The sequence below is a fragment of the Algoriphagus algorifonticola genome (assembly GCF_007655305.1).
Lineage (GTDB): Bacteria > Bacteroidota > Bacteroidia > Cytophagales > Cyclobacteriaceae > Algoriphagus > Algoriphagus algorifonticola.
In genome coordinates, this window is the sequence record NZ_VLOG01000026.1 from 43,724 (window position 1) to 68,359 (window position 24,636).

At 39.5% G+C, this 24,636-nt stretch carries 21 protein-coding genes; 8 read left to right on the top strand and 13 right to left on the bottom strand.

The genetic code is table 11. The features are described 5' to 3' along the window. Nucleotides 1–71: 71 nt before the first annotated feature. Together FL972_RS05750 and FL972_RS05755 are read left to right on the top strand one after the other, a co-directional pair. Entirely contained in the window at nucleotides 72–1,922 is a 1,851-nt protein-coding gene (locus tag FL972_RS05750) for a TonB-dependent receptor (RefSeq protein ID WP_144604120.1), read from the top strand. After that, complete coding sequence (locus FL972_RS05755) at nucleotides 1,919–2,971, top strand: DUF5074 domain-containing protein (protein WP_144604121.1); 1,053 nt, start codon at nucleotides 1,919–1,921, stop codon at nucleotides 2,969–2,971. Before FL972_RS05750 ends, FL972_RS05755 begins: the two co-directional genes overlap by 4 nt. Nucleotides 2,972–3,001: 30 nt before the next feature. Here the strand turns inward: FL972_RS05755 and meaB are convergent, their stop codons facing one another. Both meaB and FL972_RS05765 read right to left on the bottom strand, forming a co-directional pair. After that, nucleotides 3,002–3,988 (bottom strand): methylmalonyl Co-A mutase-associated GTPase MeaB, encoded by a 987-nt coding sequence (gene meaB / locus FL972_RS05760; protein WP_144604122.1) that lies wholly within the window; start codon nucleotides 3,986–3,988, stop codon nucleotides 3,002–3,004. Beyond that, nucleotides 3,985–4,392 carry a hypothetical protein gene (locus FL972_RS05765; protein WP_144604123.1) on the bottom strand — a complete coding sequence of 136 codons (408 nt, stop codon included), beginning with the start codon at nucleotides 4,390–4,392 and terminating at the stop codon, nucleotides 3,985–3,987. Before FL972_RS05765 ends, meaB begins: the two co-directional genes overlap by 4 nt. A gap of 52 nt (nucleotides 4,393–4,444) precedes the next feature. Here FL972_RS05765 and FL972_RS05770 point away from each other — a divergent pair, with 52 nt between their 5' ends. The 3 genes from FL972_RS05770 to FL972_RS05780 are packed head-to-tail and all read left to right on the top strand — an operon-like array spanning nucleotide 4,445 to nucleotide 6,069. Further along, nucleotides 4,445–4,981 carry a CopD family protein gene (locus FL972_RS05770; protein WP_144604124.1) on the top strand — a complete coding sequence of 179 codons (537 nt, stop codon included), beginning with the start codon at nucleotides 4,445–4,447 and terminating at the stop codon, nucleotides 4,979–4,981. 6 nt (nucleotides 4,982–4,987) lie between these two features. Then, nucleotides 4,988–5,623 carry an SCO family protein gene (locus FL972_RS05775; protein ID WP_144604125.1) on the top strand — a complete coding sequence of 212 codons (636 nt, stop codon included), beginning with the start codon at nucleotides 4,988–4,990 and terminating at the stop codon, nucleotides 5,621–5,623. Next, nucleotides 5,620–6,069, top strand: a complete 450-nt coding sequence (locus FL972_RS05780) for a c-type cytochrome (protein WP_144604126.1) — start codon at nucleotides 5,620–5,622, stop codon at nucleotides 6,067–6,069. The genes FL972_RS05775 and FL972_RS05780 overlap by 4 nt, the downstream gene beginning before the upstream one ends. Here the strand turns inward: FL972_RS05780 and FL972_RS05785 are convergent. Beyond that, entirely contained in the window at nucleotides 6,066–6,482 is a 417-nt protein-coding gene (locus FL972_RS05785) for a hypothetical protein (RefSeq protein ID WP_144604127.1), read from the bottom strand. The two genes, FL972_RS05780 and FL972_RS05785, sit on opposite strands and share 4 nt — an antisense overlap. Before the next feature lie 122 nt (nucleotides 6,483–6,604). Here FL972_RS05785 and FL972_RS05790 point away from each other — a divergent pair, with 122 nt between their 5' ends. Continuing rightward, nucleotides 6,605–7,426: an aminotransferase class IV gene (locus tag FL972_RS05790; protein WP_144604128.1), complete on the top strand. Its 822-nt coding sequence runs from the start codon at nucleotides 6,605–6,607 to the stop codon at nucleotides 7,424–7,426. Nucleotides 7,427–7,463: 37 nt separating this feature from the next. On the opposite strand, the gene FL972_RS05795 is transcribed toward FL972_RS05790, so the two are convergent. Genes FL972_RS05795 through FL972_RS05815 form a run of 5 tightly spaced genes read right to left on the bottom strand, consistent with a single transcriptional unit; the run spans nucleotide 7,464 to nucleotide 14,455 of the window. Then, on the bottom strand, nucleotides 7,464–7,904 hold the full coding sequence (locus FL972_RS05795) for a hypothetical protein (protein WP_144604129.1): 441 nt from the start codon (nucleotides 7,902–7,904) through the stop codon (nucleotides 7,464–7,466). Nucleotides 7,905–7,928: 24 nt separating this feature from the next. After that, the gene (locus tag FL972_RS05800) at nucleotides 7,929–9,167 is read right to left on the bottom strand and encodes an ABC transporter permease (protein ID WP_144604130.1); all 1,239 of its coding nucleotides are present in this window, start codon (nucleotides 9,165–9,167) and stop codon (nucleotides 7,929–7,931) included. Beyond that, entirely contained in the window at nucleotides 9,164–9,796 is a 633-nt protein-coding gene (locus FL972_RS05805; RefSeq protein WP_144604131.1) for an ABC transporter ATP-binding protein, read from the bottom strand. Before FL972_RS05805 ends, FL972_RS05800 begins: the two co-directional genes overlap by 4 nt. A 1-nt stretch (nucleotide 9,797) precedes the next feature. Next, a complete protein-coding gene (locus tag FL972_RS05810) occupies nucleotides 9,798–10,973 on the bottom strand; it encodes a hybrid sensor histidine kinase/response regulator (protein ID WP_144604132.1) in 1,176 nt (391 codons plus the stop codon). 47 nt (nucleotides 10,974–11,020) lie between these two features. Beyond that, nucleotides 11,021–14,455 (bottom strand): sensor histidine kinase, encoded by a 3,435-nt coding sequence (locus FL972_RS05815; protein ID WP_144604133.1) that lies wholly within the window; start codon nucleotides 14,453–14,455, stop codon nucleotides 11,021–11,023. A 114-nt stretch (nucleotides 14,456–14,569) separates the two neighbouring features. Here FL972_RS05815 and sucD point away from each other — a divergent pair, with 114 nt between their 5' ends. Continuing rightward, complete coding sequence (sucD, locus tag FL972_RS05820) at nucleotides 14,570–15,451, top strand: succinate--CoA ligase subunit alpha (RefSeq protein ID WP_091655066.1); 882 nt, start codon at nucleotides 14,570–14,572, stop codon at nucleotides 15,449–15,451. 136 nt (nucleotides 15,452–15,587) lie between these two features. Beyond that, the gene (locus FL972_RS05825; RefSeq protein ID WP_144604134.1) at nucleotides 15,588–17,219 is read left to right on the top strand and encodes an ABC-F family ATP-binding cassette domain-containing protein; all 1,632 of its coding nucleotides are present in this window, start codon (nucleotides 15,588–15,590) and stop codon (nucleotides 17,217–17,219) included. A gap of 35 nt (nucleotides 17,220–17,254) precedes the next feature. Here FL972_RS05825 and FL972_RS05830 read toward each other — a convergent pair whose 3' ends face one another. From FL972_RS05830 to FL972_RS05850, 5 genes are all read right to left on the bottom strand, one after another. Further along, nucleotides 17,255–18,004: an NIPSNAP family protein gene (locus tag FL972_RS05830; protein ID WP_144604135.1), complete on the bottom strand. Its 750-nt coding sequence runs from the start codon at nucleotides 18,002–18,004 to the stop codon at nucleotides 17,255–17,257. 129 nt (nucleotides 18,005–18,133) lie between these two features. After that, nucleotides 18,134–18,328 (bottom strand): DUF6728 family protein, encoded by a 195-nt coding sequence (locus FL972_RS05835; protein WP_091655060.1) that lies wholly within the window; start codon nucleotides 18,326–18,328, stop codon nucleotides 18,134–18,136. Nucleotides 18,329–18,415: 87 nt separating this feature from the next. After that, nucleotides 18,416–20,398, bottom strand: coding sequence for a (E)-4-hydroxy-3-methylbut-2-enyl-diphosphate synthase (ispG, locus tag FL972_RS05840; RefSeq protein WP_144604136.1), 1,983 nt, complete (start codon nucleotides 20,396–20,398; stop codon nucleotides 18,416–18,418). Between the two features lie 4 nt (nucleotides 20,399–20,402). Next, nucleotides 20,403–21,107 (bottom strand): SDR family oxidoreductase, encoded by a 705-nt coding sequence (locus FL972_RS05845; RefSeq protein WP_144604137.1) that lies wholly within the window; start codon nucleotides 21,105–21,107, stop codon nucleotides 20,403–20,405. Between the two features lie 64 nt (nucleotides 21,108–21,171). Further along, nucleotides 21,172–24,636 carry a hypothetical protein gene (locus tag FL972_RS05850; protein ID WP_144604138.1) on the bottom strand — a complete coding sequence of 1,155 codons (3,465 nt, stop codon included), beginning with the start codon at nucleotides 24,634–24,636 and terminating at the stop codon, nucleotides 21,172–21,174.

The window sequence follows — 24,636 nt, forward strand, 5'->3', positions numbered from 1 at the left end:
TACCCTCTTATTTCATTTCTTCCCATTTCTCTTCAAGCCCGGATCGAATTCAACCTTTGATTCGATTAGGCATGATTTTATTAGTGTGGGCATTCACATTTTTTGGATCTGATATCCAAAAAATCGATACAGTTGGACTTCAAGAAATTGAAGTGATATCCCCTGCCTATGAGCGATTCGGGCAGGGTCAGAAGTCAATTAAGTGGAGCCAAAAAGACTTAGAAGCTTACCAAAGCAGGAGCTTGGCTGATCTCCTTGTTGACCAAAGTCCGGTTTTTATCCGCTCTTATGGGCCTGGTATGCTGGCTTCCCCATCCTTTAGAGGGAGTTCGGCTGGACATACCGCGGTTTTTTGGAACGGAATCCCCCTCAATAGTCCTTCTCTCGGACAAAGTGATTTTTCATTGTTACCCGTATTTGCCATTGATCAGGCAAGCTTACAATTTGGTTCATCCGGTGCTCTTCTGGGAAATGAAGCAATCGGCGGCAGTGTTAACTTGAAATCCCAAGCTGGATTTCAGGAAAAGTCTAGCCTCTTACTTTCTCAGGAATTTTCCAGTTTCGGAAATTATCAAACCAATGTCAAAGGAAGTATTTCAGGCAAAAAATTGGCCCTGCAAAGTAAAATCTATCATCAATTTGCAGCCAATAAATATCCATTCCGGAATTTGGCACTCCCCGGTACTCCAATACAAGAGCAGGATCATGCCCAAGTGATTCAAAAGGGGATTGTTACTGATCTGAATTGGAGAATCTCCGACAATAAATCACTGAAAACCTCCATTTGGCTTCATCAAGCTGAAAGGGAAATCCAGCCTCCCATGGGATCTTCTACTCAGGACTTTCAAGAGGACCAAGCTTTGAGATGGTCCATGAATTATGAGGTTTTCAAGAAAAAAAGTACTCTCGCATTTCAATCTGGATTAGTTCGGGAGGAACTCATATTTAACGGGATTGAGAACAATACATCCCAATTCATTCTGGGAGGAGCCTGGGATTACTTCCCCACTGAGCAACTATCTTTTCACTCAGGAGCAAGAATCACATTAGTAAAGGGAGATCTCAGTACCTATGCTGCCACAGATGAGCGATTGGAAATATTCCAATCAGCAAAGTACAGTCCTACAAACAGACTGAGTTTATCCTTAAACCTACGTCAGTTGGGATATGGAGACCAGCTTGTTCCGCTTATTCCGGGGGCTGGTTTAGATTGGACTTTTTTAGAACAAAAAAATCAAAGTCTGGAGTTGAAAATCTCGGCAGGAAGAGGCTTCAAAGTTCCCACATTAAATGACAGATTTTGGTCACCTGGAGGCAACCCGGAATTATTACCAGAAAATAGCTGGAATGTGGAATCAGGTCTTCATTGGAAAAAGAATTCATTTTCTCAAAGTCTGACTTTCTACAGCATGAATGTAGATAATTGGATTATTTGGTTGCCTCAAGGTTCCTTTTGGTCACCGCAAAATATCAGAAAAGTGAGATCTGATGGAGTAGAATATCAGGGTTCAATGAAGTTCAAAACTGGAGCAGTCGATTGGATTTCACAATGGCAATATAGTTTGAACCGGGCAGTCTCTTTGGTTGGGATATCTCAAAATGATCCTTCATTGGGGAAGCAACTCCCTTACACCCCAAGACATCAAGCCGGACTATCATTACAGGCTCAAGTTCAAAGATTCTCCATTCAGGCTCAAACAAATTACACAGGAGAGCGAAAAATCACAGCTGACAATCCTAGAACACTTTCCCCATTCTTCTTAGCAGATCTGGGAATATCCTATACCGGTTTTAGTATTTCTAAAATTCAAATTCCTCTACAAGTCAGAATCCAAAATTTATTAAACACACAATACCAGGTTATCTATTTGAGACCCATGCCTGGAAGATCTATCCATTTTACTATATCCTTTCAACTATGAAAACTAAACTACTGCAATTAGGACAAGTATTTGTCAGTCTACTCATCCTTTTTTCCTGTATAGGAAATGACCCTGAAAGACCTCTTGGGGAATATGACAGAGGAATCTTGATTATGAATGAAGGTTCTTTTGGAAGCAATGATGGAGAAGTATACCACTTAAACCCAAGCACCAATGAATTGAAGCCTGATATTTTCGAAGCAGCCAATGGACGACCATTTGCTGGATTATTGGAAGATATGGTCAATGAAGATGATAAAATGTATCTGATTGCCAACACCGGCAAGGTGGAAATAGTCAATCCCGGAGATTTCAAAAGTTTGGGAGCAGTGACATCAGGTTTGGATCAACCTAGGTCCTTGACTGTCAATTCTGGCAAACTCTTTATCTCTGATTATGGACCTTATGATGCTAATTTCAAAACTCCCAGCTCATACATCGCCGTAGTTAGAAATACTTTAGGCGGAACTGTTTCCAAAAAGATCGCCGTTTCCAGGAAACCTGAAGATTTGATTTCCTTCGGGAAATTCATTTTAGTTGCGGGTTCTGAAGAAGGAAAAGTAGAGGTGATTGATGCTGAAAAAGAGGAATTGGTTAAAAGCATTGAAGTAGAAGGAAACCCATCACAGTTTTTTGAAATTGATGGCAAGATTTATCTGTTTTCATCCAAAGCAGATGAGGTGGTTATCTATAGTTTCCACTTGGATAACTTCACTCTAGCTACCAGTAATTGGTATCCAATTGCCAATGCTACGGGAAAAATCGCTCTGAGCAATTCTAATACCTTATATATATTGACCAGTTCGGGATGGCCAAACTACGAGGACGGAATTGGGGTTTTGCCTCTTTTTGGAACAAGCCTACAGCCCAAATGGTATGAAGGTTCAGGCTTCTATGGAATTGGTATTGATTCCTCAAAAGAGGAGATTTATGTAGCAAATGCTAATGGATTTCAAGGAAATGGGACTATAACTGTGCTTGACAAATCAAGAAACACGGTTAGAACTTTTGACGTAGGTAGAGGCCCTTCTGGCTTTATGATGAAATAAATGATTAGGCCCCGAAAAAAATTCGGGGCTTTATTTTTTCAAAAAATGAGAGGTTAATTCTCTAGCAAGATTCATTGGGTTTAGGTCACCTTCCAAAACCTGTTTTTTTCCTTCGCTCAATTTTTTCTGAATAGCAGGATGCATATAAAATGCTCGGCCCAGCAATGCCTGAATACTATCATCCAGCCATTTGAGTCTTTGCTCGGCCCGATTTTTCTCCCAAAATCCATTACCCAACATTTTACTCTGAAAATCTTCAATCATTTGCCAACATTCTGGCAAACCCATACCAGAAATAGAGGAACCAATCAGAACCTGAGGAGACCAATTATTCTCTCCCAATGGAAATAAGTGTAAAGCGTTTTGATAGGTAGCTTTAGCTTTTTTCGCAGGTTGCAGGTTATCTCCGTCTGCTTTATTGATTAGCATCCCATCAGCCATTTCCATGATTCCTTTTTTAATCCCTTGGAGCTCATCTCCTGCTCCTGAAAGCATCAAAAGGAGAAAAAAGTCAACCATGCCTTTCACGGCAATTTCTGATTGCCCTACTCCGACAGTTTCGACCAAAATCACATCAAAGCCCGCCGCTTCACATATTAGCATGGCTTCACGGGTTTTGGAACTTACCCCGCCTAAAGTACTTCCTGAAGGACTAGGTCTAATAAAAGCCCTTTTATCGGAAGCTAGTTTTTCCATCCTGGTTTTATCTCCAAGAATGCTTCCTTTGGTTTTTTGGCTACTCGGATCCACGGCAAGTACTGCCACCTTTTTTCCTTTTTCAACGAGCATTTTTCCAAATGACTCAATGAACGTGCTCTTACCTACACCCGGGACACCTGTAATCCCCACCCGAATAGAATTACCAGCGTAAGGTAAAAGCTCTTGAACCAAATCTCCTGCAAGTTTGGAATCAGTTTCTAAATTGCTTTCCACAAGAGTGATTGCCTGGGAGAGAATTACTCTATCCCCGGCTAAAACACCTTTTTTAAACTCAGTTAAGGACTTTCTTTTTCTCATTGTGAAAAACCTTCTTGGAATTTACTTTGGCCCATGGGACTTTTTTCAAAGCTTGCTAAAACCAATGGCTCTAAACTTGCTTGAAAATAAGGATACTTAGGACTAAGTTCAATTTTTGTAGGAGCTTCTGGGGAGAAAAAGTAAACCAGTGTTTTTCCATATTTAGTATGTGGCTGCATTTCGGCGAATTCTCTCATCCAGTCGCCTTCCTCGTTCAGGACTTTTATCGCATAAATTCTCAGCACCGGGCCAGTATTATTTTCATTTCTATAAAAGCCAAGTTCTTCGTATTTCCCTTCAAATCGATCCAATCCGGGCTGAGTGAAGCTTTCATTTAAAATATATACTACCAAAGCCAAAACAGACAGACTTAACAAAAGGTATAGAATTCGAGTACTTTTCAAAAACTTTAGGGGTTAAAAGGATTAGGCCTTAATTTAGCCGAAAATTCTGACAATGGGTTTCGAATATATCAAAGCACTTCACATCATTTTTGTAGTCACCTGGTTTGCAGGACTTTTTTATATCGTGCGTCTTTTTATCTACCAGACAGAAGCCATGGATCGCCCTGAAGCAGAACGGGAAATCTTAAAACCTCAATTGGACTTAATGGCTTCCAGGCTGTGGTACATTATCACTTGGCCTTCTGCCATTTTAACCCTGATTTTTGGTACTTGGGTTTTAACTTACAGAATGGGGTACCTTGAACTGGGATTCATGCATGCCAAATTGGGTTTTGTGGTTTTGCTCTACGCTTATCATTTGGGGTGCCATAAACTTTTCAAAGAAATTCAAGCAGGACGAACCCGATGGAGCTCTACTCAGTTAAGACTTTGGAATGAAGCCTCTACCCTGTTGCTTTTTGCAATAGTATTCCTGATAGTATTAAAAAATACCCTCAGTATGGTTTGGGGAATTGTAGGACTGATAGGTCTCGGGATTCTGCTCATGTTGGGAATCAGGCTTTATAAAAAATATAGATCAAAATCTTAATCACCCATGAAGATTAAAGGAATTGGAATACTGGCTTTAGTTAGCGTTTGGATATTTTGGCAGTGTAAACCTGCCAGTGAAGAAAGTTCACAGGAAGTATTACCGAAATTGGGAAATTGGCATGTCGATGATGCTGGAGATACTGTTTACCATCAAATTGCTGAGTTTGCTTTTATCAATCAAGAAGGGGATACAATTTCCAATCAAGATGTCAAAGGCAAGGTCTATGTAGCTGATTTCTTCTTCACTAGCTGTCCTACTATTTGCCCTATTATGAAAAAAGAGATGCTCCGAGTTCACGAGGCATTTGGGGACAATCCTGATTTTAAGATTTTAAGCCACTCCATTGACCCTACTTATGATACTCAGGAAGTCTTGAAAGATTATGCGAAAAAACTGGGGATTGAGAATGCAAAAACCTGGAATTTCCTTACGGGAGAACCTCAAAAAATCTATGAAATCGGCCAGACAAGTTATCTGACAACTGCAATGGAAGATCAGAATGAACCGGGAGGTTTTCTACATAGTGGGGCTTTTGTTTTGGTAGATCAGGAAGGCCATATCAGAGGCGTCTATGACGGTACCAAATCGGACCAGGTGGATAACCTGATCAAGGATATTCCAAAATTGCTGGGGTCATGAAAAGGTTTCTATTAGGTTTTCTTTTTTTAGCCACTTTTGCCTGCTCACCTAAATCATCCGATAAGGATAACACACTGGCTCAAATTTCTAATCCAGAAGTGATGAAGTATGCCGTAAATGGGAAAGCACTTTATGAAAATTACTGTGCAAACTGTCATCAAAAGGATGGTAAAGGGCTGGGAAAGCTCATTCCTCCTTTGAAAGAATCAGATTACTTCAAAGAAAGTATTCATCGAGCTGTCTGGATAATGAAAAATGGTCAAAAAGGAGAAATCATTGTCAATGGAGAAGCATATAACCAAGCCATGCCTGCTAATCCTCAGCTAACAGCTTTGGAGATTTCCCAAATCAGTACTTATTTATACAATATCTGGGGAAATGAGGAAGGAGTGATCAGCTCAAAAGATGTGGAGAAATTTCTTTCTGAAAAGCCTGAAAACCTTTAATCTTTGAGTGTTTTCTCGGCTTTGTTCAAAGCAGCGGTAATATTCTCATTAACCACTTTCACCTTTTCCATCTGTTCTTCCAAATAAGCTTTCACCTCTTCTGGGCTTCGTTCTCCATTCTCATTGTCATATTGCCTCATCCAAACAAACATGGCCTCATAGGCTTGTTCAAGGTCATAAGCCAAGGATTTTAATTTTTGAATTTTAAGAGAATCCGAGGAACTTTCAGCCTCTAATTCAGAGGCCTCGCTGATAGCCCGCTTTTCGAGTGACTTCAGCTTACCCATCATTGGCATCACTTCATCGTGAACGGCAATCACTTTAGCTCTCATTTCTGAATTTTCCTCCTCTAAGCTTGAACCACAGGAGGCAAAAAAGATAACAATAATTAAAAAAGGAATAAATCTGTTCATGGAGTTGATTAAAATTTGAGTAAAGTTACTATTTTTTCTTTTTATAATCTTATTCAAATGAAATTATCAAAGAGCAAAAATATTAAAATAGGTTGCTTAATTTTAGAGCTTAATGAAAAAATATGAAACCATTTTGCTTCGCTGACGGAAAAATCATAGATACTCAAACTGCAATTATCCATCCAATGGACTTGGGCTTAATCAGGGGATATGGAATTTTTGATTTCTTCAGAACAGTCAATCATCAAGGTCTATTTTTGGAAGATTACCTGGATAGGTTTACTGCTTCAGCAGAAAAGACCTTCCTTCCTTTAGATTATTCCAGAGAAGAACTCCGTCAAATCATCAGGCAATTAATTGAAAAGAATGATTTGGAGCAGGGCGGATTGAGAATGGTTTTGAGCGGTGGAGTTTCAGACAACCACTTTTCTCCCGCTGATGGCAAACTATTCATTTTTGCAGAGTCCTTAATTTTCCCATCTGAAGAGAAATATGAAAAGGGAGTTAAGCTTTTGACCTTAGAATATGTCCGTCCAATAGCTGACATCAAAACCACCAACTATGCACTTGCAGTTTGGCATTCGGCTCAGTGGAAGAAGCAAGGAGCTGAGGATGTATTATATCATATGAACGGGTTTATCAGTGAAAGCTCCAGAAGCAACTTCTTTATTGTGAAGGATGGTGAGCTAATCACTCCAAGTGAGCATATTCTTCTTGGAATTACCCGGAAAAATTTAATCAAAATAGCAGGTCAGGTCACCATTCGACCTGTCAGTTTGCAGGAAGTATGGGACGCAGATGAGGCCTTTATCTGTAGTACCACCAAAGTTCTATTACCGGTAACACAAATTGATGATAGAACCATAGGGAATGGCAAACCCGGACCGATTTCCGTGAATTTGCTGGAAAAATTTAAAGAATTGGAGAAAGAACTCACCTATTAATACAAAAGCCCTGAAATTTTCAGGGCTCCTTTTTTCTCTACTCCACCAAAGTAGCATCCTTCAAAATATACATCAACTTCTCAGGATCCTTGGAATTGAGAGTCAACTTCCCTCTTACCTTCACTCTTTTAGAGGTGTATTTGATAGGAGTTTTCAGCATTACCTCCATGACCGTTTCCGGTCCACCAGAACCACAAAAAAAGCATTCTGCAAGTGGTAAACTGGATAAAATAATGTGCTCCGGCTTGAACATTCCTTCGAAAGGAATAATGTAGCCATCCGCCTCCACTACTTTTCCTTCCAGCTGCTTCACTTTATCAGAGAATACTGGAACGTAAAGCTCCCCAAAGTTATCCTCACTGATTTTATAGGTAACTTCCGAAAGGCTCTTCCACACATTTAGGCTTTGCGCGTAGGTGAAAACTGCGAACCCTAAGGAAAGCAATCCTGTCAATAGGGTGGTTTTGAAATATTTCATGGGTTTAATTAATTCTGCTGCTAGTTATGACTTTGTCAATTGTTTTGCAATACTTGTTTGATAAGCTGACCACGCAGGAATAAGAGAGGCCAGAATACCAACCCCTAACGCATAAACCAGTATCCAAAGTTCTCCTTTTAAGAAAATCCAAGCATCAAGCGAGGCAGCAACTCCCTGTTCATTTTGTGAAATAATTACGGCTAAAAAACTATGGCCTAAAAGAATCCCAACTAAAGCTCCAATACTGGTAAGAATGATTCCTTCCAAGAAAATCAAAAATACCAATTGCCCTCTGGATGCTCCGATTACTCTTAATATGGCCAAATCGTATTTTCTTTCTTTCAAAGAATTATAAAGTGCTATGAAGATTCCTAAGCCCGAAATACCAATTAAGAGAAAAGCCAAGCCTTGAAGTAAACTTACACCTACGCCTAGCAACTCAAATAACCTAGCCATTTCAAAAGTAGGAGAAGCGGCTTGCATAGAAGTCCCTGAATTGATCATTCTCGGTAATTGCACAGCTGCCATAGGACTTCTGTATTGAATCAAGAGAGAAGTGACCTCCTTTGCTTGATCTCCTTCAGGAAAGCCAGTTTTCGAAACTTCCTGATGCAGCTCGGAATGATCCTTTTCATCTTCTGACTCAGCCTCTTCTTCATGGGTATACCATACTGTTTCTATGGAGGTCAAAACCAATCTATCGATCACATTTCCACTTGGAGCAAGAATCCCTGCAACTTGATAGTCGTGCTCATGATCATGACTACCTACGCTGATCCCATGGCTGCTCTCAAAAGTATCTCCAACTTTGAGTCCCTCCCGCAAGGCAACAGTAGCACCTACTACCACCTCATACGGCTGTTCCCAAACTTTTCCCTGATCAAACTGAGCTTCAAAAAGGCCGAGATAGTCATGATTGGTTCCAACTATTCGATAGCCTTTATAATTGTCTCCAAGGGCAAGGGGGATGATATTTTTAATCAAGCGACTTCTTGATAGCTTTTTAGCTTCTTCCAAAGGAATATTCCCTGTCGGGAAATCTATATGATAAACCCCAGATAAAATGAGCTGAAGTGGACTCCCTTTAGCACCGACCACTAAGTCTATGCCTTCTGCATCCTTGGTCATTTTATTTTCAAACTGATCCTGAACGAGCAGTAAAACAGTAATAATTGCAAGGCCCAATGCCAATAAAATCACATTCAATCCAGTGGAAAGAGGCCTGAATGTCAAATACTTCCAGCTTAATCGAAATAAATTCATGCGCCTTTAACTTCAATAAATTGAGGAATATGATCTTTAACCCGTTGATCGTGAGTCACTATAATTAAAGCCGCTCCTATTTTTTTTGCTTGAGTTTGTAAAAGGTTCAAAACTTTAAAAGTATTCTCATCATCCAAACTTGAGGTAGGTTCATCTGCCAAAATCAACTTGGGAGAATTTACCAATGCTCTTGCAATGGAAACTCTTTGTGCTTCTCCCTCGCTCAGGTTTTGAACTCTAGACTTGGATTTTACTCCTATGCCCAGCTCATCCAATAAGCGATTGATTTCCTGACCCTTTTTCTTGGAAAAATAATGAGCCATTTGAAGATTTTCCTCCACTGTCAATGGAGCTAACAAATGAGGTTTTTGAAATACGATACCGATATTTTTACCTCTAAAAAGATCTAGATTTGAGCCTTGTATTGAGTTTAGATCCACTCCGTCAATGCATACACTTCCCCTGTGAGGCATTAGCAAACCACCCAAAATATTTAATAAAGTTGTCTTTCCACTTCCTGATTTACCAAGAACCAAGAGAGCTTCATTAGCTTTTAAATGAATATCAGGAAAAGAAAGAGGAGCTTGGCCCGGATGGGAATATTGAATATTTTCAGTTGAAATCAACATTTTACATTACAGGGATTTTCACTTCAAAGGTAGTTCCTTTATTCACCTCACTTGAAAAGTTTATTTCTCCGTTCATAACTTCTATACATTTTTTGACAATGGAAAGCCCCAAACCTGATCCTTCCACAATACCCACATTCTTTGCTCGGAAAAAACGATCAAACAGCTGACTTTGTTCTGATTTGGGAATTCCAATTCCATTATCTACCACAGTTCCCAAAAGATGTCCATTCTGAAAGTCTAATTTGAAAAAGACCTCACTCCCATCTTTGGAGTATTTGACCGCATTGGAAAGTAAATTCTCGAAGGTTTGGTATAGAATTTCACTATCTGAAACAATAGTTTTAGGCAGGTCACCCAATTCTGTTTTAATCGTCACATCATTTTCGATACCGGCTTTAACGGTATCCAGCAACTCCTTAACAAAAGCTCCCAAAAACATCTTTTTAGGCTTGAATTCCATTTTGTTTGCGTCTGCCTTTCCAAAGAATAGCACACTGGTGAGCAGGTTGTTTAGGGCACGAACAGAATTTTCGATTTTCATCGCATGCTTGGCGATCTTTTGCTTGAACGGATGATCTTTTTCAGCATACATCTGTAGCAGTTGAGCAGAGCTCAATATAGAGGTCAATGGAGTTTTAAACCCATGAGATACATTTAAGACAATCCTGGATTTCAATTCATTAATTTCTCTTTCCTTCTCAAGGGCTTTGGTCAACTCTTTGTTTGCTTCATAAAGCTCAGCCGTCCGGATTTTCACTTTCTCTTCCAGTTCATTATTCAGCTTTTGTAATTCTTTCTCCTTGCGATCTTTAAAAATCGCCAATTCAATTACCATGTTGAGTTCACGGATATTGAAGGGCTTGATCACATAGGCACTAGGATTGGTGCCCACGACTTTATTAAGGGTTTCGGCATCCGAACTGGCGCTAAGGTATACGACCGGAATATCAAACTTTTCATTGATAATCTCAGTGGTAGTGATTCCATCGAGTTCACCGGCAAGATTGATGTCCATCATCACAATATCTGCATGACTTTCATCGAGCAGGTCCAAAGCTTTTTCACCTGTATCTGCTATACCAATAATTTCGTGATTGTTTTTTTCCAAGGCCCTTTGCAATAAAAGAGCTGAGACTGAGTCATCTTCAACGATGAGAATTTTAAGGCTAAACATTTAAACTTTGGATCCCGGTTAAGAATAGATTAGGAAAAATACAAAAATTATGATTCTGACAATGGAATTTCAACTATTACTCTCGTCCCTTTATTTTTAGCGCTCTCCAGATGGATGCCTCCTTTCAATAATTCCAAAAGATTTTTGGTAATGGTCATGCCCAAACCTGTTCCCTCAAACTTTCGCTGATTTCCACTACTCTCTTGTTCAAAAGGGTCAAAAACCTTTTGAAGAAAATCTTCCTCCATACCAACTCCATTATCCAGAATCTCTATTTTCAGAAGATCACCAACATGGTCTACAGTCATTTTCACCACACCTGATTCGGTGTATTTCATGGCATTTCCGATGAGGTTATTGATGATCATTTCCAAGAAACGTTTATCCGAACTTCCTTCTATTCTATCTTTTAGAAATTCAAGTTTTAATTGAAGTCCTTTTCGTTCCGCATGAGAAAAATAGGGTTTCATGATCGCAGATATAAAAGCTTTAACGTCAAAGAAAGAATAAGATACCTGCATTTTATTTGCCTCGATTTTTGCCATATCCAAAATCGAGGAAATAGTGGTGAGCAACCTTTCACCACTCTGAAGAATCAAATCCAACTCCGAAAGTAATTTGGGGTCTTTAGAATATTTCATCATGATATGTTCCGTACCTCCCAAAATCACATTCAGTGGGGTTCTGATTTCATGACTCACATTCGACAATAAACTCGTCTTAAACCTATTGGCTTCTTCCGCTTTTTCTTTTGCCTCAGTCAGCTTTTTTTCAATCTGCCTTTCAATCGTCACATCTCGAAAGACCGTCAAAATCAATCGCCCTTCCTGAATATCAGAATTAATCACTTTAGTGTAAACCTCCATTTCCAGACTTTGATTACTCCATTTCACCTCCTGCAAAAAGGTCAAACCAATTGTATCCAGTTGGTCCAATGTTTTTTGAAAATTCATGAAAAATTTAGTGTCTTCAAGGATTTCCTGAAAATTCTCTCCCTCCAAATCCTCTGTAGATTTTTTCACCAAAAAAGCAAAAGAAGGATTAGCAGCAACTATTTTTTTTCCATCAATACTCAACAACAAGGCATCTTTGGAGCTATCCCATACATTTTTGAATTGCTCTTCTGCATGCACTTTTTCTTTATCTTTTTTAGACAATACGCTCTCCAAAACCCCCAATTTTCTCAATTGGTCGAAAAATGAATTGATAAAAAACCCTACCCCCACCAGAAACAGAGCAAGCATTATCAAAAACCAGGCTCTGAGATAAAAGGGCCTTAAAACCGTGAAAACTGGTGTAGTGATAGCATCAGAGAAATTGGTCCCTTCATAGGAAGCTTTAATTTCTACCTGGTATTCCCCAGCAGGCAGATTGGGCAAAAATATTCTCGAAGATTTGGGGTTTTTAAGGACCTCCCAATTTTCATTTAGGCCTATTACTCTATAATGAACCCATAATTCATCTTCCTCATTGAACCCAATAGCTGAATAATTAATTTCAAGGGTATTTTTCTCATACGGCACCTTCAACTCAGCACCTTCTTCAATCTGATTCCCACCCAAGAAAATGGAATTCAAATGTAATTTGGGCTCCCCCTGAGCAAAAAACTGCTCATCAGGCTTAAAAATGGAAAATCCATCTAAAGTTCCAATTAGAATCAAACCTCGGTTCCCTTCTATCAATGCACCCCGGTTGGTCTCATTATCTGCCAATCCATTTTGACTGTTCAAATGCTTGATTTGCAATTGATCTATTTTAAAAATTCCATCATCGGTTCCTAGCCAGATCACTCCTTTCGAGTCTTTCAGAATTGAAAAAACCGCTCGGTTTACAGTGTTGCCATTCACTTCAAAAGGAAGGATTGTATCATTTTTTATGATTTTCAAACCAGTCTCGGTGCCTAACAAAATCCCATTTTCTGTTTCCAGATAATCATACCCCTCTGCAATTAAAAGCCCATTTTCCTGAATGATTCTTCTTTCATTTACAAGTCTACTAGCCCTGATTATTATTTTTCTTCCATCTGATAGTTTTCCGGCTTTTCGAAGGTGGTAGAAGCCATTCATGATTTCTTCCAGCTGTGACTTCAGAGAATTTGAATACAAATTCTGAAAATTACCTTTCGTGGAAGCTAAATACACAGACTTTGGAGTGGTGATCATCAAGGAATCACCAAATGCATATACTGAAGAGACTCCCTCTTTTTCGGGATGCGGAAAAATCTGTAGGTTTCCCGTCTTCACATTATATTTTCCTACTCCCCGAATATTGGCCGAAAACCAAATTGTATTCTCATCTTGAATAGAAAAATTCACGATTCTACTATTAGGAATCACTCCGGAATTGGAGTCCACATAGATATTATGGATACCACTTCTAGAAACTTTTTGTATTCCATTATTAAACCCAATTAAATAGGAGTCCTCTCCCGGTATAGTTGAAATGGCAGTCACTTCATCACTCAACAAGCCTGAAACCTGTGCATTGTAAGTCTGGAAGGCTAAACTATTAAGGTTAACTAAGCCTCTACTCGTTACAATCCACAAAACTCCTTCTCTGTCAATCAAAAAATCATGGATATAAAATACTCTGAAAAGGGGCTCTAGGTTAATATCCAAAAATCGCTGGGAACCATAGCTTAGTTTTCTCAGATTTGAATTAAAGAAATAGAAAACGCTCCCTTTTGAAAACTGTAAATCGAAATAATCCCGAAGGAATGTAAAATCTTTTTTAAGGTTAGAATCAATAATTTCTGAGGCATTAAGTTCAGAACTACCTTTTGCCAAATAGTTACTTCCTAAAAAATAAAATTCTCCTGTTTCAGGAGACTTCTTAACCATCACAGGAGGTGAGGGTAAGATGGAGTTTTCCCAGTTGTATTCTTCAAATTTACCATTGATAAATCTTAGAGTGGAGTTTGAAAGAAAAAATATCGGATAGTCTCTACTGCCTCCCAAGTGACCCAATTTTCCCCAGTCTTTGTTTTTCTTATAGAAAACATGAGCTTGTTCTCCTTCCCTCCAAAATATCAACTCATAATTCGTGTCCAGCACATACTCCTTTTCCTTCCCCTTCCCTCTTGTGCTGAAGAAAATATAAAACACATCATTGTCTCTCAGCTTTTCAGGAAAACTGACTTCTTTCCAACTTCCATAGCCTCCTTTCAAAAATTTACCATAGCCTCGGTCATTGTATAACCAAATCATTCCATCCTCATCTTTATGGATATTGATTTGATAATCGAAAAGCGATTTTAAGCTATCAGGTAGTTCATAGGTTTGAAATCCATCTGAGAAAAATATACCTCTTGTTGTGGAAAACCATATCCTACCCAAAGTATCCTGCTCTACCTGAAAAACCGTTTGTACAGGCAGCTGAACCCCTTTAGGATTAGAATTGAATTTAAATGTTTGTGCCTGGGTGGCTACACTGATCACTGTAAAGGTGATTAAGAGCAGAAACCTCAGGGTGTTAAGTTTCATAAAGGCTAAATTAGAAAAAGATGCCGTATGTCAAATAAAGTGGATATTGTTGATATATTCTTTTGTCAGCGGTCGGTTTCTCTTATTTTTGTGCCAAACTTTAAAAATCGACGCATGAGTGTACTAGTCAATAAAAATTCCAAGGTAATCGTACAAGGATTCACCGGATCTGAGGGCTCTTTTCACGCACAGCAAATGATCGAGTATGGCACCAATGTAGTAGGTGGTGTAACTCCAGGAAAAGGAGGCTCAACTCATTTAGAAAAGCCAGTGTTTAATTCTGTAGAAGAAGCTGTTCAGAAGACTGGTGCAGATACCTCTATCATTTTTGTTCCACCTGCTTTCGCGGCTGATGCAATTATGGAAGCAGCTGATGCAGGAATCAAAGTAATCATCGCTATCACGGAAGGTATTCCTGTAGCTGATATGATGAAGGCTAAGCCTTATATCAAAGAAAGAGGAGCTATCTTGATTGGGCCAAACTGTCCGGGTGTAATCACTCCTGGAGAAGCGAAAGTAGGTATCATGCCTGGCTTCGTGTTCAAGCAAGGAAGAATCGGTATCGTGTCCAAGTCTGGAACCTTGACCTACGAAGCAGCGGATCAAGTTGCCAAGGCTGGTTTGGGTGTATCTACCGCTATCGGTATCGGTGGCGACCCTATCATCGGAACCTCTACCAAGCAGGCTGTTCAAATGCTCATGGAAGATCCTGAGACTGATGCCATCGTAATGATTGGAGAAATCGGAGGAAACTATGAAGCAGAAGCGGCTAAGTGGATCAGAGAGACAGGAAACAAAAAACCTGTTGTTGGATTTATCGCTGGACAGACAGCACCTCCAGGAAGAAGAATGGGACACGCAGGTGCCATCATCGGAGGAGCAGATGATACAGCTGTAGCCAAAATGAGAATCATGAGAGAAAACGGAATTCACGTTGCAGAATCTCCTGCCGAAATTGGTGCTGTAATGGCCAAGGTTTTGGGCGTAAACGCTTAATAAATTGTTACTATCGGGTGACCGATAAACCATAAATTGAAACCGCTTCGATTGAGTTCGAGGCGGTTTTTTTCTTATGTCTAACTTCTGATTTCATATTTAAAAATCTACCTTTGCCGCTTCAATTTCTTGCCTTATGATTTCAGTAGACAATGTGACCGTTCTGCATGGCGGCACGGCGCTTTTCAGTAATATCTCCTTTGCCATCAATGAAAATGATAAAATCGCCTTGATGGGAAAAAATGGAGCTGGTAAATCCACGCTTTTGAAAATTATTGCAGGGCAATCCAAACCAACTTCAGGAGCTGTTTCTGCACCAAAGGATTATGTTGTCGCTTATTTGCCCCAACACCTTTTGACGAGCGATGACTGTACTGTCATGGATGAAACTGCCAAGGCTTTTGCTAGCTACTTGGACATGAAGGCTGAGATCGAAAGAATCAACGAGGAGCTGACTGTAAGAACAGACTATGAATCCGAAGAATATTATAAGCTAATTGAGCAGGTTTCTGAATTAAGCGAAAAATTCTACGCCATCGAAGAGGTCAATTATGAAGCAGAAGTTGAGAAGGTACTTTTAGGCCTGGGGTTCGAACGGGATGATTTGCAAAGATCCACTTCTGAATTCTCCGGCGGATGGAGAATGCGAATTGAATTGGCTAAAATCCTTTTACAGAAACCGGACCTTATTCTATTGGATGAGCCTACCAATCACCTGGACATTGAATCCATACAATGGCTCGAGGAGTTTTTGATTTCTAAGGCCAAGGCTGTAGTGGTGATCTCCCACGATAGAGCTTTTGTGGACAATATTACTACCAGAACCATTGAGGTTACCATGGGTCGTATCTATGACTACAAGGCCAAATACTCTCACTACCTAGAACTGAGAAAAGAGCGTAGAGAACAACAGCAAAAGCATTACGAAGAGCAGCAGAAATTTATCGCAGAAACTACCCAGTTCATCGAACGTTTCAAAGGTACTTATTCCAAGACCCTGCAAGTTCAATCCCGTGTGAAAATGCTGGAAAAACTGGAACTCGTGGAAGTAGATGAGGTAGATACTTCTGCTTTAAAGCTTCGCTTCCCTCCTTCTCCAAGATCTGGAAAATATCCAGTCATTGTGGATGAAATGAGCAAGTCTTATGGCGATCATGTGGTTTTCAAAGATGCTTCCATGACCATTGAGCAAGGGCAGAAAGTAGCTTTTGTCGGAAAAAATGGAGAAGGTAAATCAACCATGATCAAAGCCATCATGGGCGAGATTGACTACGAAGGAAAATGCGAGCTGGGTCATAATGCTTTGATTGGATACTTTGCACAAAACCAAGCTTCCCTTTTGGATGAGAGTCTAACCATCTTCGAAACAATCGACCAGATTGCTGTAGGTGAAATCCGAACCAAGATCAAGGATTTGTTGGGTGCTTTCATGTTCAAAGGAGATGATATCAACAAAAAAGTAAAAGTCCTTTCCGGTGGGGAAAAAACCCGATTGGCGATGATCAAGCTTTTATTGGAGCCTGTCAATTTGTTGATTCTAGATGAACCAACCAATCACTTGGATATGAAAACCAAAGACATCATCAAAGATGCATTGAAAGCATTTGACGGTACCTTGGTGGTGGTTTCACACGACCGTGATTTCTTAGATGGCTTGGTAACCAAAGTGTTTGAATTTGGAAATAAAAGAGTGAAAGAACACTTTGAGGATATCAATGGATTCTTGAGAAATAAAAAAATGGAAAATCTCAGAGAGGTAGAAAGATAAAAAAATCCCGAGTTTTCAGCTCGGGATTTTCTTTTCTATTTCATTGGAGAAAAAGGTAAGGTTTTTAAAAAAACCGCATCCACTCTTTCCACTATTTTACCATCCTTTTCTGAGGCTTCTTTTACCTTAATCCATACCGGATCTTTTACAAAATCAGCAAAGGATTTTTCATAAGTCGCCTGATTTGAGTGCCCTAAGAGATAGATAAGTTTAGGCTGGTTGCCTCCCTTCTCAACTGTCAAGAAATAAGGATAATTTTTTAAACCTTGCTTTTCAAATAAAGCTTGGGTGTGATTTCTAAATCTGGACTGGATATCGCTGATCTTTCCGTCAAAACAATGATAAATTCTCAGCTGAAATATCCCACTTGGAGCAGGCAGAGGACCTTCATTCAACCCCGGCGCAAATACCATAAAAGTTTCCTGAATGTCTTTTACTAAAATCCCGTCTTTGATTGATTCCTGATAGGCTGCCTGCCATTCCTCATCAGCGGAAAATTTTTGCCATAATAAATCTCTGGATTTTGCATCCGGATAACCTAGGATGTAGTAAAGCTTATTTTCACTTTCATCTACCGGAAGAAAATAGGCTATATTTTCCATCCCTAAGCGCTCAAAAATCTTCATGGTATGATTTTGAAAACGGTTAATTAAATCGGGCATTTTCCCTTCATGAGCCGTATAAACGCGCAATTCAAAATAATTAGACTTGATATTTTGCAATTGCTGACCGAAAACCTGAACTGAAAGAAATGCAAGCAGGATAACTGTAAATAGTTTTTTCATGAAATTGAATAGGTTATTGAGGGTTGATTGAGTCTAAAATACCTCAAAAAAAGAAGAATTCCCGACACCGAAAATAAAAAAGCCTGATTCAAAACTGAAATCAGGCTTCAAAGGAAATTATATGTGCAATTACATCAATCTCTTGATCGTCCATACAATGATAGCAAATAAGAAGATGATGATGGAAATCTTGTTGATTCCATGCATCATTCTCAGATTGAAATTTGATTTTTGATTAGGATCTGGTTTTTGAAAAACCCGGATAAAGTAATTCCCCACCTCACCCAGCTTAAAGAACTCTTTTACTTTATTTTTTTCAGACATAGTCTTGTAATTTTTACTGTAAACACACTGATGGGGAGATAAGTTTGCCCAAAAGCCAGTATCTTTTTTTGCTTTTCTAACAGAAAATCAGATGGTCTCAGGCTCTATCCATTGCCCATCTTCTCGAATGATTTCTATAAGTTCATCCACGGCTTTTTCTGAAGGAACAGATCGTTTGACCACTTCTTTTCCTTTATACAAAGTAATCTTCCCTTTTCCGGAACCTACATACCCATAATCTGCATCAGCCATTTCTCCAGGACCATTTACGATACAGCCCATGATTCCGATTTTAACACCTTTGAGATGATCTGTTCGCTTACGAATCATAGCCGTCGTTTCCTGAAGATCAAATAGCGTTCGTCCGCAGGAAGGACAAGAAATATATTCAGTCTTAGACATTCGGGTTCTGGCAGCTTGTAAGACTCCAAAAGAAACTGAATTATGCAGCTTAATTTGCTCAAGCATTTCATCTCTTTCATGGGCTGCTTCTTTTTCCATGGAAATCATAATCCCATCTCCCAATCCATCTACCAACAAACCTCCTACATCTGTGGCGGCGTAAAGCATGGTTTTATCAGCTGATTGATCTGTGTAGCTAACTTTTACCACCACAGGAATAGTACAGCTTACTTTCAAAAGTTTTACAAAGGCAGCTCTCAATGCCGGCATGGCATGAGTGTTATTGGTTTTTAAAATAACCACCCAATTGGTCTGGTTTTGTAAAAATGGAATAGCTTCCTCCACCTCTGTATCCAACAATTCGAGAAAATTCAAAGCTTCATGAAAAACGCTGGCACTCTGAACATTCCCCCAAGTAAATAGCGGAAACTTATTTTTCTGATCAGGAGCCTCGTCCCAGACTTCGAAATTTTGGATTTCCTTCATTCCATTAGGAAGCATGAAAGGAATAGAATTGGAACCGGAATAGACGAAGTCACATCCCTGATCATTCATTTTCCACTTATCCAATTCAGGCAGATAAAAGTGACCGACTGCCTTCATTTCCTTTTCAGTAATCTTTTCTATTCTTGAAATATCTGTGATTACTCTAGGAACATTATGATCTCCAAAGTTGTAAACCTCAGCACTGCTTCTTTTGGTATACTCGAATGGTTTGATTGGATAATCTTGAATCACATCAATCTCCTGATGTCTGGATCTATTGGTATAACGATCTATCAAAGCTTTGGCTACCGGAGCTTCAAATTCCGGATCTTCTGTCAATGAAACCCGTACTGTGTCTCCCAATCCGTCTTCAAGCAAAGTTCCAATTCCAACAGCTGACTTGATTCTTCCATCTTCGGCTTCTCCAGCTTCAGTTACTCCCAGGTGTAAGGGATAAGGCTTAAATCCACCTTCTTCCAACTTTTGCACCAGAAGACGATATGCCTGCACCATAACCTGAGTATTGGATGATTTCATAGATATGACGATATCATGATAATTTTCATCCTCACAGATTCTTAAAAATTCCAAGGCTGATTCTACCATACCTAAGGGAGTATCTCCATATCTGCTCATGATCCGGTCAGAGAGAGATCCATGATTGGTTCCGATCCTCATCGCAGTTCCATGTTCTTTGCAGATTTTCACCAAAGGCAAAAAGCGTTCACGAATTCTATCCAGCTCTTCCTGGTAACTTTCGTCAGTATATTCTATGACCTCAAACTTTTTCTTATCGGCATAATTGCCCGGATTGATCCGTACTTTTTCGACAATTTTTGCTGCTATTTCGGCTGCATTGGGAGTGAAATGAATATCTGCTACCAAGGGTGTCTGGTAACCTCTCTTTCTGAGTTCATTTTTTATCTTTCGAAGATTTTCAGCCTCTTTGATGCTGGGGGCCGTGATTCTGATCAGTTGGCATCCTGAATCAATCATACGTATGCACTGCTCTACAGAACCTTGAGTGTCCATGGTATCTACCGTGGTCATGGACTGTACGACTATTGGGTTGTCCCCACCTATGTATACATCCCCAACTTTGACAGGAATGGTTTTTCTACGTGAATAGGAAGTAAGACTATTACAGTACAATAAATCGTTAGACTTAATTAATGGCTCCATATGATTAAATATCACCTAATTGTGGGCGAATCACTATTTCTTCAACAACAGATTGCGGGGAAAGGTTGTAAGCAGCCCATACAGACTCCGCTACATCCTCAGGCTTCATAAATCTTTCAATAGGTAAATCTACCCCTTCCCAACTAGCCGTGTAAGTAGCACCAGGTAAAATGGAAGTTACCTTCACCTGATGGGGTTTCATTTCTTCTCTTAGGCATTTGGTCATTCCCAGCATGGCCCATTTGGAAATCGCGTAACTACCTCCGTTAGGATAGGCGGTGGTCCCTGCGATTGAACCAATACTGAAAATATGACCGGATTTTCTTTGGATCATTTCTCCAATAAAAATTCGGGTCAAATAATAAGCCGAAAAAAGATTGGTATCCATCATCAGTTCAAAATTCCCTTCCGGCTCATCATGAATGGCTCCCGGTAAAAATAAGCCTGTATTATTTACCAAAACGTCTGGCTGAAATTCGGCTTGGACTTTGGAAGCAAAAGCCTTCACTTGATCTTTTTGAGAAAGATCAGCCACTTCAGCAATGACCTTTATCTTAGAGAATTTAGACTCTAACTCCTCTTTTAATCTACGTAAATCTTCCTGATTTCGGGAACATGTGGCGATGTCAAAGCCCTCTTTCGCAAAGCGATGAATGATGGCTTTTCCAATTCCTTTTGTTCCTCCTGTTACCAATATGCTTTTGGGCATTTTTGTTAGTGTTTTAATAGTTAGTATGACAACTATCTAGAGCCAGCAAAGTTACATTTTTTTATCAAAACAGTGCCGTCACTTGCACTCTTCCCACATGAACAATGCGATCCAGGCCTTGGGAATTTCTTCCCTCATATACCATGTTTAGCTGTAAACCTTCTCCAATCTTCTGGAGCCAATTCATGTTCCAGATAATATTGGTTCCCGGAGTCAAAGCCTGCAACATCTCGTACCCCACTGGAGAATTTACCACTCCGTTATAATCTATCTGGGTCAACTTCAAATTGAAATTCAAGGTGGTCTTGATGGCTCTTGCAAAGCGCACATCCAATCCTACCTGATGGTTCAGGGCTTTTTCCTCAAACTCAATATTCGCTTCGTTGACCTTATCTGTAAAAACATAAGAGCCTGTCATTCTCAATTTGACACTGGGCTGCCAAACAAACTCGGGGCCAAGGGATCGCTGCTGTATCTGATAGTTTCTATTGGATAAAAAGTCTGAGCTGGAAACTCTTTGCCCCGTTGAACCAAGGATTCTAAGGGTAGTTCGGTTTGTAAAATTATATCGGGTATTCAATTTCCAGTCTTTTTGAATCAAATCTTCAAAGCCACCCGAGAGTAATTGCTTGAGCTGTGAATCAAATAACGATAAATCAAAGCCATATAGTGCAGATGCCCGGTTAAAAAACAAGGATGTACGGATCACTTGCCTTAATGAAAGAATATCCTCGCGTTGTACTCCTCCGATAAATGGATTGACCCGAACCAAAAAATCCTCTGAGGTCACCTTCTTTTCAATGCTCAAACTACTGGTATTTGAAAAGCGCTGGAGGAAGGATTTAATTCCTCCACTCTCTTTCCAATCATCCGGAAATTTTGCCTGAACCCGATAATTTAATAGTGAAGTATAAGCCTGAATATAGGTATCAGTAGGTACAAAAATTTTAATATACTGTTTCTCCTCTGGATTGATTGCTATGTAAAATTCGTTCAACTGCTGAATCCCATCTCCATTATCATCCCTCCAAGTATGGGTTCCATCTCCATTCGGCGCAGGAATAAAAACAAATTCTCTCTGCAGTTCCCGACCGTTGCCGATAGCATAACTTAATTCATTTCTGATGAGATTTTTTCCAAGAGAACCTATATAATCTAGTTTACCCATGACTGTCAGTTCTCTCGGCAAGGCCCTTTGTAAATATTCCAATTCCCTATAGGTAAAAGTACTTGTCAAGCTATGCTGATTCCATTGTTTTTGAAAAGTGAAATTTGAAGTAAATGCCTTGGTATCATTTTCCAATACTCCTGAAAAAGGAGCTTTATCTTCTCTCCAAGCGGCATCCAAGCGAAACTTAACTCCGAGCGTATCATTGTTTTGAATGAAAATCAAATGCTCTTTAAAATTCATGGCTGTGCTAATTACAGAATCTGTTTCGCTGACTTTAAGGGCATTTTGATCCAATGAAAACTGGTAGCCAGGCTTAAAAAGTTTGGACTGGTAAGATATATTTCCGAGATATCTGACCCATTCAGATTGGGTAGTATCCTTATCACTACGAAGGCTGAAAAATTCATTTCTAATCTTGATCCTCTCTCCTACTTGGAAATACCAATTGGCAGTGTGCTGGGCTCCATTCATTACATTCTGTCGATTTCTAAGGTATACCAAGTAGTTAAATCTATTGGAATCATCCTTTGTAGCAGAAATCCCGGCCTGAATAAATCTTTCAGCCGCAGCGCTCCTAAGCTCTTCCTGAGTAACCCCCCAATCCCGGTCAAACTCTATGTAACGAAAGCGATCGATAAAATTAAAATTGCTGGAATTGTATTCAAATTCAGTCTTCCCACTCAACTCATATCCCGGTAAGAGTTTGCTTTGTCGTTTGGAAGATTCTAAGCCAAGTTTCCAGGCTATACCCTGATTATCCTCATTATCAATAGTTGAAAAAAGATTTTTATCTCTGCTGGAAAGGGCAAATTCAGTGTAGACTTTTTCATGTTCAGTAATTTTGATTCTGGTACCCGCGGTCAACATGCTTCTTTTATCAGGTGCCGGTAACTGACTGACGATAGAATAATTTCCCTGTGGCTGACCATTGAGCCTCGGTACATATTCGAAAACCGTTCCGTTAGATAGCTGATTGGTCCTGATATAATCCCCATTTCCAAAGCCAACTTGAGAAAAAGAAAGATCAAAAAAAGCCTTTTCTGGATCCTTCGAAAACCTGTAATATACAATGGGGTCTCCCTGTCCGTCCTCTTCCACTATTTTTTTATATAAAATTCGGTTAGGGTCAAAAGCCACAGAATCTATCCTTGGAATTCTGGCATTTTCAACCTGATCACCCACACTTGCCAGAAGTACTAATTCCTCTTGAGAGAAATCAGTGAATAAGGGACGATTTCTATTATCCTTCTCCTGATAATAGTTCATATAAAAATCTACTGTTCCATTGGTTTGCAAATGGTTTGCTCCTACTATGGAACGGGAATAATTTCTCTCTGCAAATTCAAAGTCAACACGAACTCTGGAATATTGAGTAATAAGAACTTTTGGAGTAAAAGTGATTTCAGCCTGATTATAATCGATTACATAATCTGCATTAAAGCCTCTTTGGAGCAATTTTCCATCTAAAAACACCCGCTCTGAATTAGCCATAATAATAACAAAACGCTCATTATTAGGTCCATTTAACCGGTATGGGCCCAATACTCCTTCTAATATTGGAACTTGTATAGAAGCGAACTTTCCTTTAGCTATGGAAGCAAATCCCTGGGTACTTGCCTCCCAATTCCCCTTCATTTTATATTGGGTAGTGAGCTGAAGGCCTTGCACATTTTTGTAATACCGGAGAAATTCAGACTGCCTTTGCTGCAAAACCACATCTCCGGCAGCCAAACGAAAATCTTTATTATACAGCTCAATCAAGACATTGTCAAAGTCCTGGATTTGCTGCGTATTTCCTTCTGGTTGAAAAGGGACATTTTGATCAGTAATACTGGCTCTGATATTTAGATTTTCGGCGATTTCTCCCTCCAGTTGAAGGTTTAGTGCAGAGTTCACAAAAACATTCTGTGTATTCCCAACAGAAACACCCCTGGTCAAACTACCCGACTTATACAGATTGGTACTGGGGAAGAGTTCTTCTCTAATATCCAAAACCTCATTTTGGATCACTCTATTATCCTTAAACCTAGCCGTAGAATCATAATTTTGGAGTAGGGTTCTTCTGGCAATGGGTTTGTCAAAGCGCACAGAGAATGTGCGATAACACAGTGTTAAGGAATCAGTAGCTGGAATTACGTCTTCCTTTATGCTAATAAAATTTTTGCTGAGATCGAATACAAAAGGATAGATATCGCCTTTTTCATCTTTTAAAATGATGGTTTCTTTAATTCCTGAGAGAGAATCCAACTCCATTCCTTTTTGAAGTTGAGCTACAGGAACCTGCCTACAGATTTGCTGGGCTTTGGAATAAAAATTCCCCAGCAGAAAAAATAGAAGTATAAGCAAGCAACTACGCAT